This is a genomic window from Verrucomicrobiia bacterium, assembly GCA_035574275.1.
Classification (GTDB): Bacteria; Zixibacteria; MSB-5A5; order DSPP01; family DSPP01; genus DSPP01.
On sequence record DATLYY010000064.1, the window covers coordinates 1 to 15,727 of the forward strand.

16 protein-coding genes are annotated in these 15,727 nt (G+C 53.4%); 8 read left to right on the forward strand and 8 right to left on the reverse strand.

The genetic code is table 11. The features are described 5' to 3' along the window. Together VNL73_08595 and queG are read right to left on the reverse strand one after the other, a co-directional pair. Positions 1–247, reverse strand: a 247-nt coding sequence (locus VNL73_08595) for an alpha/beta hydrolase (protein HXF49463.1), incomplete at its 3' end; no start/stop codon positions are given. Between the two features lie 134 nt (positions 248–381). Continuing rightward, positions 382–1,395: a tRNA epoxyqueuosine(34) reductase QueG gene (gene queG, locus VNL73_08600; GenBank protein ID HXF49464.1), complete on the reverse strand. Its 1,014-nt coding sequence runs from the start codon at positions 1,393–1,395 to the stop codon at positions 382–384. 27 nt (positions 1,396–1,422) lie between these two features. On the opposite strand from queG, the gene VNL73_08605 reads away from it, so the two are divergent. From VNL73_08605 to VNL73_08615, 3 genes are read left to right on the forward strand one after another with little or no spacing between them, the layout of a single operon-like run. Beyond that, a complete protein-coding gene (locus VNL73_08605; GenBank protein ID HXF49465.1) occupies positions 1,423–2,037 on the forward strand; it encodes a flavin reductase family protein in 615 nt (204 codons plus the stop codon). A gap of 1 nt (position 2,038) precedes the next feature. Further along, positions 2,039–2,926, forward strand: a complete 888-nt coding sequence (gene nadC, locus VNL73_08610) for a carboxylating nicotinate-nucleotide diphosphorylase (protein ID HXF49466.1) — start codon at positions 2,039–2,041, stop codon at positions 2,924–2,926. Further along, a complete protein-coding gene (locus tag VNL73_08615; protein ID HXF49467.1) occupies positions 2,923–3,909 on the forward strand; it encodes a biotin--[acetyl-CoA-carboxylase] ligase in 987 nt (328 codons plus the stop codon). The genes nadC and VNL73_08615 overlap by 4 nt, the downstream gene beginning before the upstream one ends. Positions 3,910–3,989: 80 nt before the next feature. Here the strand turns inward: VNL73_08615 and uvrA are convergent, their stop codons facing one another. Continuing rightward, entirely contained in the window at positions 3,990–6,809 is a 2,820-nt protein-coding gene (gene uvrA / locus VNL73_08620) for an excinuclease ABC subunit UvrA (protein HXF49468.1), read from the reverse strand. 177 nt (positions 6,810–6,986) lie between these two features. Here uvrA and VNL73_08625 point away from each other — a divergent pair, with 177 nt between their 5' ends. Then, on the forward strand, positions 6,987–7,562 hold the full coding sequence (locus tag VNL73_08625; GenBank protein ID HXF49469.1) for a hypothetical protein: 576 nt from the start codon (positions 6,987–6,989) through the stop codon (positions 7,560–7,562). Beyond that, complete coding sequence (locus VNL73_08630; protein HXF49470.1) at positions 7,543–9,033, forward strand: ATP-binding protein; 1,491 nt, start codon at positions 7,543–7,545, stop codon at positions 9,031–9,033. The genes VNL73_08625 and VNL73_08630 overlap by 20 nt, the downstream gene beginning before the upstream one ends. 70 nt (positions 9,034–9,103) lie before the next feature. Here VNL73_08630 and VNL73_08635 read toward each other — a convergent pair whose 3' ends face one another. From VNL73_08635 to eno, 5 genes are all read right to left on the reverse strand, one after another. Next, entirely contained in the window at positions 9,104–9,535 is a 432-nt protein-coding gene (locus tag VNL73_08635) for a hypothetical protein (GenBank protein HXF49471.1), read from the reverse strand. Positions 9,536–9,572: 37 nt separating this feature from the next. Then, positions 9,573–10,433, reverse strand: a complete 861-nt coding sequence (locus VNL73_08640; GenBank protein HXF49472.1) for a hypothetical protein — start codon at positions 10,431–10,433, stop codon at positions 9,573–9,575. Positions 10,434–10,565: 132 nt separating this feature from the next. Continuing rightward, on the reverse strand, positions 10,566–11,315 hold the full coding sequence (recO, locus tag VNL73_08645; protein HXF49473.1) for a DNA repair protein RecO: 750 nt from the start codon (positions 11,313–11,315) through the stop codon (positions 10,566–10,568). Then, positions 11,296–11,688, reverse strand: a complete 393-nt coding sequence (locus VNL73_08650) for a septum formation initiator family protein (protein ID HXF49474.1) — start codon at positions 11,686–11,688, stop codon at positions 11,296–11,298. Before VNL73_08650 ends, recO begins: the two co-directional genes overlap by 20 nt. After that, positions 11,681–13,033 (reverse strand): phosphopyruvate hydratase, encoded by a 1,353-nt coding sequence (eno, locus tag VNL73_08655; GenBank protein HXF49475.1) that lies wholly within the window; start codon positions 13,031–13,033, stop codon positions 11,681–11,683. Before eno ends, VNL73_08650 begins: the two co-directional genes overlap by 8 nt. A gap of 58 nt (positions 13,034–13,091) precedes the next feature. Here eno and VNL73_08660 point away from each other — a divergent pair, with 58 nt between their 5' ends. The 3 genes from VNL73_08660 to rpmE all read left to right on the forward strand — a co-directional run bounded on the left by VNL73_08660 (position 13,092) and on the right by rpmE (position 15,691). After that, positions 13,092–13,739: a protein-L-isoaspartate(D-aspartate) O-methyltransferase gene (locus VNL73_08660; GenBank protein HXF49476.1), complete on the forward strand. Its 648-nt coding sequence runs from the start codon at positions 13,092–13,094 to the stop codon at positions 13,737–13,739. A gap of 81 nt (positions 13,740–13,820) precedes the next feature. Then, on the forward strand, positions 13,821–15,356 hold the full coding sequence (locus VNL73_08665) for an SBBP repeat-containing protein (protein ID HXF49477.1): 1,536 nt from the start codon (positions 13,821–13,823) through the stop codon (positions 15,354–15,356). Between the two features lie 95 nt (positions 15,357–15,451). Then, positions 15,452–15,691: a 50S ribosomal protein L31 gene (rpmE, locus tag VNL73_08670; GenBank protein ID HXF49478.1), complete on the forward strand. Its 240-nt coding sequence runs from the start codon at positions 15,452–15,454 to the stop codon at positions 15,689–15,691. Positions 15,692–15,727 lie beyond the last annotated feature (36 nt).

A 15,727-nucleotide genomic window follows, 5' to 3' on the forward strand; every position in this document is an offset into this window, starting at 1 on the left:
AGTCGTAAACACGCAACCCGTCCGCCAGAAGCGCGTCAATGCTTGGAGTCCCTTCACTGAACCCATATCCCCGATAGTCCACCGCCAGCACCTCGGCTTTGAACTGGGTTTGCAGCCAGGAAAGCCGCTCCTTGTTGTCGAAAACCGTCTCGTCGTTGCCGTAAAAATAGATAATAGATTGAGCGGACTGCGGCAAAGTGAAAAGCCACCCCCGCAGCAAAGTCGAATCGCCTGCTATGATTGTCACATTTTCACGGCCCTTAACCCCCCAATCCATCTTTTTTCGTTTCGGGTGAAAAAGGTTGCTCTCGTGAATCACGGCGGTGCAAGAGAGTAAGGCCGCAAAAATCATAACTGAGATTAACATTCCCAATCTTTTTTTTAGCACGGGTCTCCGGGGTTGCACTGAGATTCCGCACTCAAGCGGCCTGGAATTGACTTTTGGACTGTTTGCAGTGTTTTGGCGTTGCGAATGAGGCCGGCATGCTTGGTTCGTTTGACGGCGCTTTTGGAAAAGCGCCGCGAAAATTCGGTTTGAGTCATTTGGGCCACGGTTCCCAAATTTAATTCCGTTTCGGCAAAATAGGGGAGGAAATCTTCTTCGGAAGTGAAGACAGGGATTTTGTTGTAGGGACAGACCTCCTGACAGATGTCGCAGCCGAAGAGCCAGCCGTTCATGTTCTCCGCAATTTCGTCCGTGATTTTTGGGCCGCGATATTCGATGGTCCAGTAGGAAAGACAGCGGTTGGCGTCCAGCAAATACGGCTCCACTATGGCCTGCGTGGGGCAGGCCTCGATACAGCGGGTGCATTTGCCGCACATATCGCGGGCGGGAGCGTCTGGTTCCAATTCCAAATCGGTGAAGAGGGTGGCCAAAAAAAAGTAGGAGCCCAAGGGTTTGGTCAAAATGTTGGTATGTTTTCCCTGCCAGCCGATGCCGGATTTCGCCGCCCAGTATTTGTCCATCGTCGGGCCGGTATCCACCCAGCCCTTCCAAGCCGAACCGGGGAATTCGGATTGCAGTTTAGCAATCAGCTTTTTCAGTTTCTCTTCAATGACGAGATGGTAATCCCGGCCCCAGGCGTAGCGGGAGATTTTGCCTTTGGACTTCCCGTTTGAGTGTTTGTGCGGGGTGTTGTAAACCAGCGCGAGGGAGAGGATGGAACGGACGGCGGGCATCACCAGCTTCGGCTCCAGACGCTTTTCGGCGTTCTCCTCCAGCCAGCGCATATCGGCGTGGTAGTTTTTTGACAGCCATTCGGAAAAGCGGGCTTTGGTTTCGGTGTCAACTTCCGGCGCCGCGATGCCGGTTTTGGCGAAGCCGGATTCCAAGGCGAGCGTTTTCACCCGCGCGGAATTTGCCTTGACATCCGACAGGCCCGGCTCGATTTTCATTAATCCAAATATAACGAGGAAGAGAAAATGCAGATAGACCCGAAGGGGAAAGAGGTGGGGGAGATTTACCGGCTGATGATAAGCGCCATCGTGCCGCGGCCGATTGCGTTTATTTCCACCGTGAGCAAAAGCGGGGTTTTGAACCTGGCGCCGTTTTCCTACTTTATGGGGGTGTGCTCGCGGCCGCCGACGATTGCGGTTTCCATCATCGAGCGGCCTAGTGGGCCGAAGGACACAGCGAACAACATTCAGGATACGGCGCAGTTTACGGTGAACATCGTGACGGAGGAGATTGCGGAGAAGATGAACATCGCATCGGGAGATTATCCGCCGGAGGTGGATGAGTTCAAGATGGCCGGGCTGACGCCGATGCCTTCCACTTTGATAACGCCGCCGCGGGTGGCGGAGTCGCCGATTTCGATGGAGTGCCGGCTGGTGGAGATGTCCAAAGTGGGGGAATCGCCGTATGCTTCGTATCTGACTTTGGGGGAAGTTCTTTTGTTTCACATCCAAGACGAACTGTGGGCGGATGGAGAAGTGGACGTGCGGAAACTTTTGGCCATCGGGCGGATGTCCGGGCCGCGCTACACCAAGACGCGGGATATTTTTGAGATGCCGCGGCCGAGGATAAAACGGGAATGACGTGATTCCGAAGATTGATTACGAATTTGTGGCGCGAGTCCTCGCGGAGGATTTGGGGGAGGGGGATTTAACCGCCAAGGCGCTGGGGATTTCCGGCAAAAAGGCCAAAGCGATTCTCTGGGCGAAAGAACGCGGGGTTTTGGCGGGGCAGAAACTGTTTGAGGCATTTTTTGAGTACTTCGAAAGCGGGTGTAAGATTCGCTGGTATGTCAAAGAAGGGGGACGGGTGGAACGCGGAATGAAAGCGGCGGAGGTGAGCGGGCCGGCCACGGTACTTTTGGCGGCGGAGCGGGCGGCCTTGAATACGCTCTCCCATCTTTCAGGTATCGCCACGTTGACGGCGCAGTTTGTTTATGCGCTGCAGGGGACGGGAGTGAAGATTTTGGATACGCGCAAGACCTTGCCGGGGCTGCGGGAATGGGAGAAGTATTCCGTGCGCATCGGTGGAGGGAAAAATCACCGCTTGGGGCTGTTTGATCAAATTCTGGTGAAGGAAAATCATTTGACGCAAAGCGGTTCGGTTGCCAATGCGGTGAAGAAGGGCTTGGCGTATTTGAAAAAGAATTTTCCCGGCTGGGAGAATGATTTGAAGACCAAGCCGCTTTTTGAAATCGAGGTGAAAAACCAAAGGGAGATGCTGGCGGCGTTGAAGGCGGGAGCAAGGTTTTTGATGCTGGATAATTTTTCTCTTTTGGAAATAGCAGAGGCGGTGAAGAGAGCGCGGGGGTGGGAGAAAAAGCATAAGACAAAAGTTCGGCTGGAAGCGTCCGGCAATATTGAGATGGCCACCGTGAGGCGGGTTGCACATACCGGAGTTGATTACATTTCTGCCGGGGCGTTGACGCATTCGGCTCCCGCGCTCGATTTCAGTTTGAAAATCGTCAAGTGATAAGAAAAGACCAAATCGAGCTGGCCGACCGGTTTTTGTCACTTTTGGGAGACCAGATTGGGGGTGGGGTCGTGCTCGATGACGCTGAAAAACGGCTTGCGGTTTCCACTGCGCAACTTAGACAGCTAATTGAACTGTTGGGAGGGTGGGGATACAAAGTCAAAGAGGCCGATGGGCAACTGCAACTCGTCGAGGTGGGGGATTTTGTCAATGATTTTGCCATCCGGCATTACCTCTCCACCAAAATTTTGGGGCAGAAGATTCACAGTTACCAGTCCATCGGCTCAACCAACAACACAGCTTGGCAATTGGCGGAGCAGGGAGCGCCGGAGGGGACGCTCGTTGTAGCCGACCGGCAGACGGCGGGAAGGGGACGGCTGGGGCGGAGCTGGCATTCGCCGCCGCGGGTGGGGCTTTGGTTTTCGCTCGTTCTGCGGCCGGAGGTTGCCCCTTCGGAAGCGGCAGGGATTTCGCTTTTGACGGCTTTGGCGCTATCGCAGGCGATTCAGAGTCACTGCCGCATCGAGGCGAAAATCAAATGGCCGAACGACTGCCAGATAGCGGGGAAAAAGGTGGCGGGAATTTTGACCGAGCTTTCGTCCGAGCTGGATAGAGTAAATTTTGTCATCGTTGGCGTGGGGTTAAACGTGAACCAAGCCAAAAGCGACTTTCCGTCCGGTTTAAAAGCCAAAGCGACTTCGCTGGCGATTGAAACCAAAGAAAAATGGCTGCGGGCGGAGATTCTGGCCTTGTTTTTGAAGGAATTCGAGCATTTTTATCTGCAATTCAAAAAAGCGGGCATTGGGCCGTTCATCAAGGAGATTGAACGGCGGATGGCGCTTTTGGGGCAGAAGGTGAAGCTGGCGGCTGGCAAGGAGATCATCACCGGCAAGGTGGCCGGGCTGGCGGAGGATGGGGCTTTGCTTTTGGAGACGAAGTCCGGGAGTTACCGGGCGATTTCGGGGGAGGTTTCGGTATCATAGAATTGAATCATTGACGATTGAAAGACCCGCACCACACCGCCCAGATTCTTCGCTTTGCTCAGAATGACAAAAAGAAAAAATTAATCGCTAAGGGTTTTGCGCAGAAACTGGCCGGTGTAGGATTCGCGGACGGCGGCGACTTGTTCCGGCGTGCCGGAGGCCACCACTTTTCCTCCCGCATCCCCGCCTTCCGGGCCCAAGTCGATGATGTAATCGGCGGTTTTGATGACGTCGAGATTATGCTCGATGACCAACACCGTGTTGCCGCGCTCCACGAGGGCGTTCAAGACCCCCAAGAGCATCTTGATATCCTCGAAATGCAGGCCGGTAGTGGGTTCGTCCAGAATGTAAAAAGTATTTCCCGTCGCCGTCTTCGACAACTCCGTTGACAACTTCACCCGCTGGGCTTCGCCGCCGGACAAAGTCGTGGCCTGCTGGCCGAGATGAATGTAGCTTAGGCCGACGTCAGCCAGCGTCTGCAGTTTCTTGCGAATGCGGGGAATGTTTTCGAAAAATTCCAAGGCGTCGGCGACGGTCATATCGAGCACTTCCGCAATCGATTTCCCTTTGTATTTGACTTCGAGGGTCTCGCGGTTGTAGCGGGCGCCCTTGCAAACCTCGCAGGGGACGTACACATCCGGCAGGAAATGCATTTCGATTTTGATGATGCCGTCCCCCTCACAGGCCTCGCAGCGGCCGCCGGCGACGTTGAAGGAAAATCTTCCGGGGGCGTAGCCGCGCATCTTCGCTTCCGGCAATTGAGCGAAAAGGTCGCGGATGTAGGTGAAAACGCCGGTGTAGGTGGCGGGGTTCGAGCGGGGCGTGCGGCCTATGGGGGACTGGTCAATATCGATGACTTTATCGATGCGATTTAGCCCTTCGATTTTTTCGTAGCGCAAAGGAGGCGTTTTTGAGCCGTAGAATTCCTGCGACAAAATCCGGTACAGGGTTTCGTTCACCAGCGTGGATTTCCCGGAGCCGGAGACGCCTGTGACGGCGATGAAAACTCCGAGCGGAAATTTGACTTCGATATTTTTCAGATTGTTGCCGGAAGCGCCGAATAGATAGATGCACTGTCCGTTGCCGTTGCGTCTTCGAGGGGGAATGGGAATAAATCTTTTGCCGGAAAGATACTGCCCGGTTATGGAGCGGCTCGCTTTGGCAATTCCCTCCGGCGTTCCCTGGGCCACCACCTCGCCGCCGTCCTTGCCCGCGCCGGGGCCCAAGTCCACCACCCAGTCGGCCATTTCTATCGTTTCGCGGTCGTGCTCCACCACAATCACGGTGTTGCCGATGTCGCGCAAATCGGTCAGCGTGCGCAAAAGCTTTTTGTTATCCCGCTGGTGCAGACCGATGGAGGGCTCGTCCAGAATGTAGAGGACGCCCATCAGCCGCGAACCGATTTGGGTCGCCAGGCGGATGCGCTGGGCTTCGCCGCCGGAAAGGGAGGAGGCGCTCCGGTCGAGTGTGAGATAATCCAGCCCGACGTTGACCAAAAACGTTAAGCGTTCGCGGATTTCCTTGATGATTTGCCTGGCAATAATCTGTTCTTTTTTGGTCATGGAGAGGTTGTTGAAAAAGGCGGCGACGGCCTTGACGGAAAGGGCGGTTACATCCCGTATGGAGCAGCCCGCAATCTTGACCGAGAGGGCTTCTTTTTTCAAGCGGGTGCCTTCGCATTTGGGGCAGGGACGGACGGTCATAAACTGTTCTATCCAGTTGCGCACCCCTTCCGATTCGGTCTGGCGGTAGCGGCGCTCCAATTGGGGAATTATCCCCTCGAAGTTGGACAGGTATTCCCCCTTGCCGCGCCCTTCGGAATGCTCGTATTGAAACTTCATCTCCTTGGCGCCGGAGCCGTGGAGCAGGACTTTTTGCACTTCCTCCGGCAGTTTGTAAAACGGGGTGTTGGCGTTTAGCCCGTAGTGTTCCAGAACTCCTTTGACCATAAACTGGAACCAGCCCCCCAAATTGATGCCCCACGGGGCAATCGCGCCGGCGTTGATGGAGCGTTTGGGGTCGGGCACCACCAAATCCGGGTCGATTTCCATTTTCGACCCCAGCCCGTCGCATTCCGGGCAGGCGCCGAAGGGGGAGTTGAAGGAAAAGAGACGCGGCGTCGGCTCCTCGTACGAGATGCCGCAATAGACGCAGGCGTAGTTTTGGGAAAAGAGATGGTCTTCCTTGCCAATCTCGTTCACGATGACCACGCCGGAGCCCAATTTCAAGGCCGTTTCCAGCGAATCGGCCAGCCGCTTTTGAATCTTCGATTCCACCATTAGTCGGTCCACTACGATTTCGATGGAGTGCTTTTTCTTTTTGTCGAGCTTGATTTCGTCGGAAATCTCCGTCACTTTCCCATCCACACGGGCGCGGATGAACCCCTTCTTTTTGGCCTCCTCCAGCACTTCGCGATGCTCCCCTTTGCGGCCGGAAACGAGCGGGGCGAGCACCTGAATTTTGGCCCCTTTGGGAAATTCCAGAACCCTATCCACAATCTGGTCGGTGGTCTGCTTGGAGATTTTCCGGCCGCATTTGTAGCAGTGGGGGATGCCGATGCGGGAGAAAAGGAGCCGCAAATAATCGTAAATTTCGGTGACCGTGCCGACCGTGGAGCGGGGGTTTTTGGCCGAGCTTCGCTGCTCAATCGAGATGGCCGGGGAGAGGCCGTCGATTAAATCGACATCCGGCTTTTCCATCAGCCCCAAGAACTGGCGGGCGTAGGCGGAGAGGGATTCCACATAGCGGCGCTGGCCTTCGGCGTAGATGGTGTCGAACGCCAAGCTGGACTTGCCCGACCCGGATAACCCCGTGAACACTACCAGCTTATCGCGAGGGATTTCCAGCGAAATGTTCTTTAAGTTATGCTCTCTGGCGCCCTGAATTCGGATGGTCTCTATCACCGGTATGTGCTCCCCGACCCGTTAACGGGTCTTTAAGGCAAGCCCGTAAAATACCAAAAAGTTGAGGCGGGGGCAATGGGTAATTGGTGGGACGTGGTGGGTATGAAAGCTTGACTTCCAGAGCATCTTCCGCTACCTTTTACCCGAAAGGGCACGGAAAAGAACATCCCGATTATGAAAGTTTACAGCGAAAGGGTTGCAGCTGTTTGGGAGGTTACTCCAGCGACTGAAATCTTATTTTACCACGATTTCTACAAGGGTAAAGTATGGGCAAATATTAGAAAATTCTCGAAAAGCGATAGGTATACGGGCCCCACAAGAGCTGGCATAAAGTTTCCTCCAGAATTTCTTCCGAAGATTATTGAATCCTTAGAGAAAGCAGAAAAGAGAAAAGACTCTCTTGGTGATGAAGAGCTTCTCAGGTTAACTAAAAACAATTTTTCAGATTTAGTCATACAGGCTTCAATTTATAAAGGAACTTTTGGGATTGATATCAGAGAATGGCAAAAAAGTAAGCAGTACACAGGATGGACTAAGAAAGGGATTCGTCTTCCCATAGAGTACACGGCTAAATTTTTGGATTGCCTGAAAAAAATGATCAGAGCGTCAGAAGGGTTATCGGAAACCAGTTTCTCGGATAGCGCTGAACAGGCGGCAAAGGATGTAAACATTTCCGACACTACCGGCATTCCGAAAAAATTTGAAGGTCTATTTGCAACGGAGGAGCAGGATGAAAACGAGACTAATTGATATCACGCCCGACAAAAGTCTTTTACCAAAGATGGGGTTTGCTGGGTACTCCATTCCACAAGCCATAGCCGAATTAGTTGATAATTCAATTGACGCAATGCTCGAAGGGCAAAAATTGAAAATCGCTATACATATTGAAAAAGATTCAATAATCATAGCCGATAACGCATCTGGAATGGACGAAAAACATATTACAAAAGCTTTAGTTCTTGCACACTCCGAAAAGAAGGGAAAACTCGGTGAGTTTGGACTTGGGATGAAAGTTGCATGTCTGAACCTTGGCGATCAATTTTCGGTTACCACAAAGCCTTTTAACGAGGAGCGAGAATTTACGATCGATTATGATTCAACAGATTGGGCTAACAATCCAAAAGATTGGGAAATTCCTCTTAAGGAAACAGAAACAGGGAACGGCGATCATTATACAGTGGTTAAAATTTCAAAATTAAGAAAGTTTCATCCTAACCTTGCAAATTATATCAGATCTGACCTTCAGAGAAGGTTTGCGCCATATATCAATAATCACGATGTGGAGATAATTGTTAACAAGAAAAAGTGCATTCCAGAGAAGGTTGAATTAATTGATGACCAGAAAACTAATTTTGAAATTGAGTTAAAATCCGGGAATATCGTTAGAGGATGGTATGGCCTTTTAAAGCAAGGGTCACAAAAAGGTTGGTACGGGTTTAGTACCTTTCGTCGAGGCAGGATGATAACCGCTTTTGATAAGATTGGTATTGGAGAACATCCCACAATTGCAAGGATAGTAGGTGAAATACATATGGACCACGTTCCTGTTACAACAACAAAGAGAGAGTTTGAAAAAGAATCCCCAGAATACCGTGAGGTAGAGGAAGCTTTAAAGAAAGAATTTAGGGAGATTGTTAAGTTAGCTCGACAAAAAGCTGGAGAAGAGAAAGTTACGAAGGATATCATAGAAGAAATTAATATATGGAAGGAAAATATATCTGAAGCGGTGAATTCCAAGGAATTCCACACTTACACTTCCAAGTTTGAGGGATTAAAAATTCGCCGTGATGAAAAATCTCAAGACATTGAGCAGATTGATGTCGAGCAGCGTAATGAAAAAGAAGACACGTCAACAACGCCAGAGGAAAAACCAAAATCTGAGAAAGACAGAACTCCGACCGAGACTCACAAAAAGAAAAGGCATGTTGTTAGAATTAAAGGCAAGAACGTGGAATTTGAGCATCAGTTTGCCCATCTTGGAGAAGAGGAAAGTTGGAAAAAATGGAAGTATGATCCCGGTAAAGTAATTGAAATTTTCACTAATACAGATTTTCCAGCTTTTCACGCTACTAAGGATAGGGTATTCTATGCTGTTATCCATATTGCAGAGTCCATATCTGAATTGCTGGTACATCAAGCCGAAGAAGACCCATCCAATATAGATGAGATTAAAGAACTTATTTTGAGAATATCTTCAAAGATCAAATATGAATTGAACTGATTTGCCTTTTAGTCACTTAGGCAAACTTAGTAAGTGCCAAACTCCCCGGCCGTTCTTTGACCGGGACAGTTTACTTGGAAGTGTCGGCTTTGGCGGCGGGCCAGAATTCGAGTTTGCCTTCGATGCCCAAAAAGGCGAGCGCCTCGCTCATTGTGCGGAAGACGGCCACGTCCTTGGTGCTGCGGGGTTCCAGCCGCCGGTAGGCCTCGTACAGTTCCCCCAAGGCAAAGGCCAAATCCTGCGTGGCCACAATGGCAAAGCGCGTCCAGGTGGGAGGAGTATCCATAGAAGCGGAAAGCGCGGCCAGTTCCCGCATCCTGTCGGGTGAAGGAGAAACAATCCCCTTCGTTTGGGTCATATCCACGAGTTCGTTGTAACCAACGACATCCGAGCTTGACCAAACCTCCCGCTGGTAATCGAAGAGATCCTCGGCGGAGACCATTCCAACCCCCCGGGCGGCCACCAGCCGGAGGTGATGGAGGATGCGATGCTCAATCGGCATAGAGCATTACCCAGAGATTCATTGCAAAGCGGTTCCGTTAGAACGCAAGCATAACACCCACTTCCGGGGCGAAGTCGGTGGCGTTGGTGGTCAGTCCCCAGCCGTTGTTCAATTTGAGATAGTAGCGGGGGTGGAAGTGCCACTGGGCTTCGGTGATGAAGGTCACCTCGTCCAACTGGTTTCCTTCAATGGCCCCGACGACCCGCCAGCCCGGCGATAAACGCCGCAAGTATTCGAGGGCGTATTCCCCGGCCTCAAATTTCCGCTCGGCGCGGTTGTATTCCGCCGCGGCCCGGAAGGTGATTGTTCCCCAGCCAAATCCCCGGATGAACCCGGCCCCCAGCTTGAACTCCCAGTCGCTCGTGCCTATCAAGTTTCGACTTTTCTGCAAAGGAAAAACCGTTTCGAAGTAGGTGAAAAATTCCGGGCGGCTTTCATTTTCGCGCAAGAAACGCCAGCGGATTTGCCCTTCCACGTCCCCCAGGCCGGATTCCTCCACCTCGGAGGGCATGGCGGAAGTGTCGTTGGCGGATTTGGTGAGCTGGGCGCCGATGACGGCGGCTTCCAACTCCATCACGAGGTCGGGCGTGATGCCGTAGCCGACGAAAAGAAGCCCTTCGGAGGCGCGGTAGCGTCCGCGGTAGTCGGTTCCCAGCCCGTAGCCCAATTCGCTCGGCTTGTACTCGAGGTTTTCATCGGCATAAAACTCGTAGAACGGATAGACGAGCCATTCCCCTTTTTGCAAATAGGTGCCGAACATCGAGGTGGAAACACCGGGACCGCGGTCGCGCAGGTAGGAGGGAAGTTCCTGGGCTTTTAAATCTTGAACGATGAGGAAAAGAACGAAAGCGAGGAAAAGAGCGAAAGCGCTTGCGGTTTTTTTGCCGGTCTGAAGCATGTTAACCTCCTTCTGCACGGTTTATCGTGCGTTTTGGAAAGCTGCTTAAATTCGTTAACTATGCCTTCAGATACTCCTTTCGCTTTTGTTAAAATAACACCCCTTCAAGGCGAGTCAAGAATTTTTAATGCTTTAACCCAGGGCCAAGCTTGCCGGCAGTTGTTTCCAGACCCCCTGCACCAAGAGGAAATCCTTCAAGAACTCGGACAGCTCTTTGACCAGTTTGGGGGGGACTTCGAGTTGAGAAGATTTTTCGAAGTCGGAATGGGCAAGCGTTTGGGCTAAAATCTTCAGTTCAGCGGAGAGTTTTAAATAGCGTTCGCTTTCGCGGGCGTCTTCGGCGCAGACCAGGCCCCCTTTTTCGGGATGGAAGAGATAGGACTTCCTGTTCTCTTTCTTCCCACAACGGAAGCAGGCCTCCAGATTGGGGCGGAAACCGAGGATGGAAGCGCCGTAATAGACGAAAAGCCAGAATAAGAACGGCGATTGAGTTGACGTAGAAGTTTCCAAGCGGTTGAGAAAGCCGGTCAGAAGCTGAAAGTAGGCGGGGTTTTGCTCTTCGCCTTTAATCCATTCATCCGTTATTTCGCAAGCGGCGGCGGCGAAGGGGAAAATTTCGGCTTTGTCCGCCAAGCGCAGGTGGGATTTCAGGAGCGTGGCCTGGGAAAGCAGATGCAATTCGGTCGTCGTCTTGTGATAAAAGACCAGTTCGCTTTCGGAAAAAGTTTCCAAGGCGGAAAGGAATTTGCTTTTGGGGGCGAGGGCGCCTTTGGCCAGCAAATGCACTTTGCCGAACTCGCTGGTGTAGGCGGAGATGATTTTGGAGGAGTCGCCGAAGCGGCGGCCGCCCAGAATGACGGCGTTAGTTTTGCACAGGGGCATAAGCCCCGTCTTCAAACTTCGGGGGGGAGTCCTTGGGGGGGATTATCTTGTACAGAATCTCCCCTTTTTTGGCCAAGCCGAGCTTTTCGCGGGCCACTTTTTCCACCAGTGCCGGGTTTTTGGCGAGCTCCCGCTTGCGCCATTCCAAATCGGCCTGCACCACGGTCAGATAGCGGTTTTCGCGAATCAGATTCTCCCGTTTTTCGTAGAGGGAGAGAATGCGCAGAAAACCGAAGTTGCCGGTGGCGAAAAGGTAAAGGAGAACAATGGAGCCGGCCATCCAGAGAAATAAGCGGAAGGATTTTCTGGAACCCAAGGCGCGGTCGCGAATCCGGCTGACAAAGGAACTTTCCTTTTCGCGCGGCTTATACATTTTTGCTCCGGTAGTTTTCCAGAATCTTGGGCCCGGCCCAGCGGGCTTGTCCTCTCAATTCGTCCTCGATGGCCAAAAGGCGGTTGTACTTCGATACCCGCTCGCCACGGCAGGGGGCGCCGGTTTTGATTTGTCCGGTCTGCCAGGCGACGGCCAAATCGGCGATATAGTTATCGGCCGTTTCGCCGGAGCGGTGGGAAATCACGGAGGCGTAGCCGGCGTCCCGCGCGGCCTGCACGCATTGAAAGGTCTCCGAAAGCGTGCCAATCTGGTTCGGTTTGATTAAAACGGCGTTGGCGACTTTGCGTTGAATTCCCAGTGACAATCGCTTGGGGTTGGTGACGAACAAATCGTCGCCGACGAGCTGCACTTTTTTCCCCAGCCGCTCGGTCAACAAATTCCAGCCGTCCCAGTCATCTTCCGCCATGCCGTCCTCAATGGAGTAAATGGGATAGCTTTTGCACAGGTCCACATAATACGCCACCATCTCCTCCGGGGAAAGCTCTTTTTTCTCCCCTTTCAAAACGTAGCGATTTTTGCCGGCGTCGAAAAACTCGCTGGCGGCGGGGTCCAGAGCGAATAAAACGTCTTCGCCCAGATTGTAACCCGCTTTTTTGACCGCCCCGGAAATCAAGTCCAGTGCCTCGCGGTTGGAGCGCAAATTGGGGGCAAAGCCCCCTTCATCACCCACACCGGTGGAAAGGTTTTTTTCCTTCAGCACGGCCTTCAAGGCCCACAAAATTTCCGAACCCATTCGCAAGGCCTCGCGGAAATTCGGCGTTCCGACGGGGGCGACCATAAACTCCTGCAAGTCGACATTCGAATCGGCGTGGCGGCCGCCGTTCAAAATGTTCATCATCGGCACGGGGAGCAACGAGGCGTAAACGCCGCCCAGATACTGGTAGAGGGGCTGCATCAAACTGCGGGCGGCGAGGCGGGCGCAGGCGATGGAGACGCCCAGAATGGCGTTGGCCCCTAACTTGCCCTTGTTTTCGGTGCCGTCCAGCTCGCAAAGAAAGCCGTCGACGCTCCCCTGATTGAAAATGTCCGGCTGGCTTTTCAGAAAGGCGGGGGCAATCTGACGTTCCACGTTTTCGATGGCTTTTTTGACACCCATGCCGCGGAAGCGTTTGGGATCCTTGTCGCGAAGTTCCAATGCTTCGTGGGTGCCGGTTGAGGCTCCCGAAGGGACGGAGGCGGAGGAGATGACGCCATCAGCGGTGCCGGCAAGAACTTCCAAGGTCGGATTGCCGCGGGAGTCCAGAATTTCCCGCCCCTTCAAAAATGCCAGCTCCACGGGCGCAAAAGTATGCGAAAAAAATTTTTGGGCAAGGGGTTTTTGCATTGGCGACCGGAACAACTCCTGACGCAACACCTGCGGGTTTTTTGTATATTGAGGGCAAATGGCCGTCAAAGAAGACCGGTTTTTGAAAATCCGTGAACAAATGGTAGCCCGGCAAATTGAAGCAAGAGGGGTCAAGGACCAGCGGGTTTTGGCGGCGATGCGGAAAATTCCAAGGCATCTTTTCGTGCCGGAGGAATATGCCGAGGAATCGTACGGCGATGAGCCGCTGCCCATCGGCTTGGAGCAGACCATTTCGCAGCCCTACATCGTGGCGGTGATGACAGAGCTATTAAATCTTTCCCCCAAAGACCGCGTCCTTGAAGTCGGCACCGGCTCCGGATACCAGACGGCGATTCTGGCGGAACTGGCCGGGGAGGTTTATTCGCTCGAGATCGTGCCGGAGCTGGGGAAACGGGCCGCGGAACTGCTCATTTCGCTCGGCTACAAAAACGTCTGGATAAAAATTTCCGACGGATTCAACGGCTGGCCGGAGATGGCGCCGTTTGACGCCATCATTGCCACGGCCTGCGCGGAGGAGCTGCCGCCGCCGCTTTTGGCGCAGTTGAAAACGGGAGGGCGGCTGGTGGCCCCTTTGGGGACGGAACGGGAGCAGTACCTCTACTTGTTCATCCGGACGGAAGAGGGGGTCATTAAAAAACGGGGGGCGCCGGTGCGGTTTGTGCCGTTTACCCGCCACGAGGATTGATCCGTCCCAATTTTCGATTGACAGCCTAAAATTCCCCCCTTTCTTGATAGCAGGGGATGCCTTAAAAAGCGGAGGTTTTGGTTGCGTTTTGAGAGTTATTGGGTTTTTGTTTTTGCCGTCGGCCTGCTCTCTTTCGGAACGGTTTCGGCCCATCACCGGGAGGATACGGTCTGGACCTCCCGATTTGACGGCGGGGGGGATGATTTTCCCAAGGGGTGCGTTTTGGATGCGCAGGACAATCTTCTGGTCACCGGCTACAGCGCGGGTGCGGGCACGGGCACGGGATTCGACTTTCTAACCGTCAAGTACGGCTCGACCGGGAATATCATCTGGAGCCGGCGGTTCAACGGGCCGGGGAACGGGGATGATTTTGCTTCCGGCCTTGCCATCGACACGGCCGGCTATATCTACGTAGCCGGGCAAAGCTATACCGGCTCGGCAACGGGGCTTGACATCTCGCTTTTGAAATACTCGCCTGCCGGGCAGATTCTGTGGCAGCGGACTTACGGTGCTCCCGGGAACGGACCGGAAGAAGCCCGGGGGGTTGCCTTGGACTTAAGCGGCAACATTTACATCACCGGAACGAGCCAGAACGATTTCGTCACGCTTAAATTTTTGCCCAATGGGGACACGGCTTGGGTGCGACGTTTCGGCGACACTGGAATTGATGGATCTGTGGGGTTGGCCGTTGATGGTTCCGGAAACGTCTATGTCGGGGGTACTGTAAATTACGGCGGTTCCACGGCTGATTTTGCCGTCATAAAATATTCGCCTAACGGGGATCCGCTCTGGAATCAAAACTACGACGGGCCGGATGGTCTGGCGGATGAGGCCACGGCGCTGGTCGTCGACCGGCAGAATCGGGCGCTAATTTCCGGCTCAAGCATGGGGAACGGGTCGGGGATGGATTTTGCGCTGGCGGTTTTTGATTCTGCCGGCAATTTTTTGTGGGACTTTCGTTACAACGGGCCGGGGAATTCAACCGATTTGGTCCTTTCTTTGGCGGTGGACGATTCCGGCTTTGCCCAGTTGGCCGGGCAGAGCATGGGGGCGGGTTCGGGACCCGACTTCGCCGCGATGCGGCTGACTCCAAACGGAGACACTGTCTGGTGCCAAAGATACAACGGGCCGGCCAACTCCGCCGATGCCGCTTATGCCGCGGCCATTGACAAGGCCGGACGAATCTACGGGGGAGGGCCGAGCGTGCAGGATGGAACGGATTTTGATTTTATCGCGTTCAGGCACCACCCGGACGGGCGGGAGCTCTGGAACGAACATTACGGCGGATCGGCGGGGGGGAACGATATCATCCGCACCGTGGAGGCGGACGACTCTGGATACGTTTTTGCCGTGGGGGAAAGTTTTGGCACGGGCGGCAACTACGATTATATCGCGGTCAAATTCGCCCCCTGTCTTTCGATGCAGGGGGATATGAACGAGGACGGGGTTTATACGCCGTCCGATGTCGTTTTGCACCTGCAGCGGGTGTTTTTGGGGTTCGGCGGTTCGACCGTATGCATGGCGGATTTGAACTGCGACGGGAGCTTGACTCCGGCGGATGTTGTCGGGCTTTTGCGGACGGTTTTCCAAGGACTGCCCACCCCTTGTTTGAAGTAATCCGGAACATTCGGGAACCGGCGATTGTTAATGGGTACGGCTTGCGTTTTTCGGCCCGTTTGACTATTCTAACCATTCTGAAGGGAGTTATTACAATGAAAGAAAAGATACATCCGGCCTATTACGACACAACCATCACCTGCGCCTGCGGGAACGTCATCCAGACCCGCTCGACCGTGCGAAACATCCATGTTGAAATCTGCTCAAACTGCCACCCGTTTTTTACCGGCAAGCAAAAGCTGATTGACACGGCGGGGCGGGTGGAAAAATTCCGCCAGCGCTACGAGAAGAAAGTCGAAAATAAGCCGAAAGCGTCCGAGCGGGCCGCCTCTTAGATTCTGCACGCCTCCGCCGGTTTCGGTTTGAAGTTT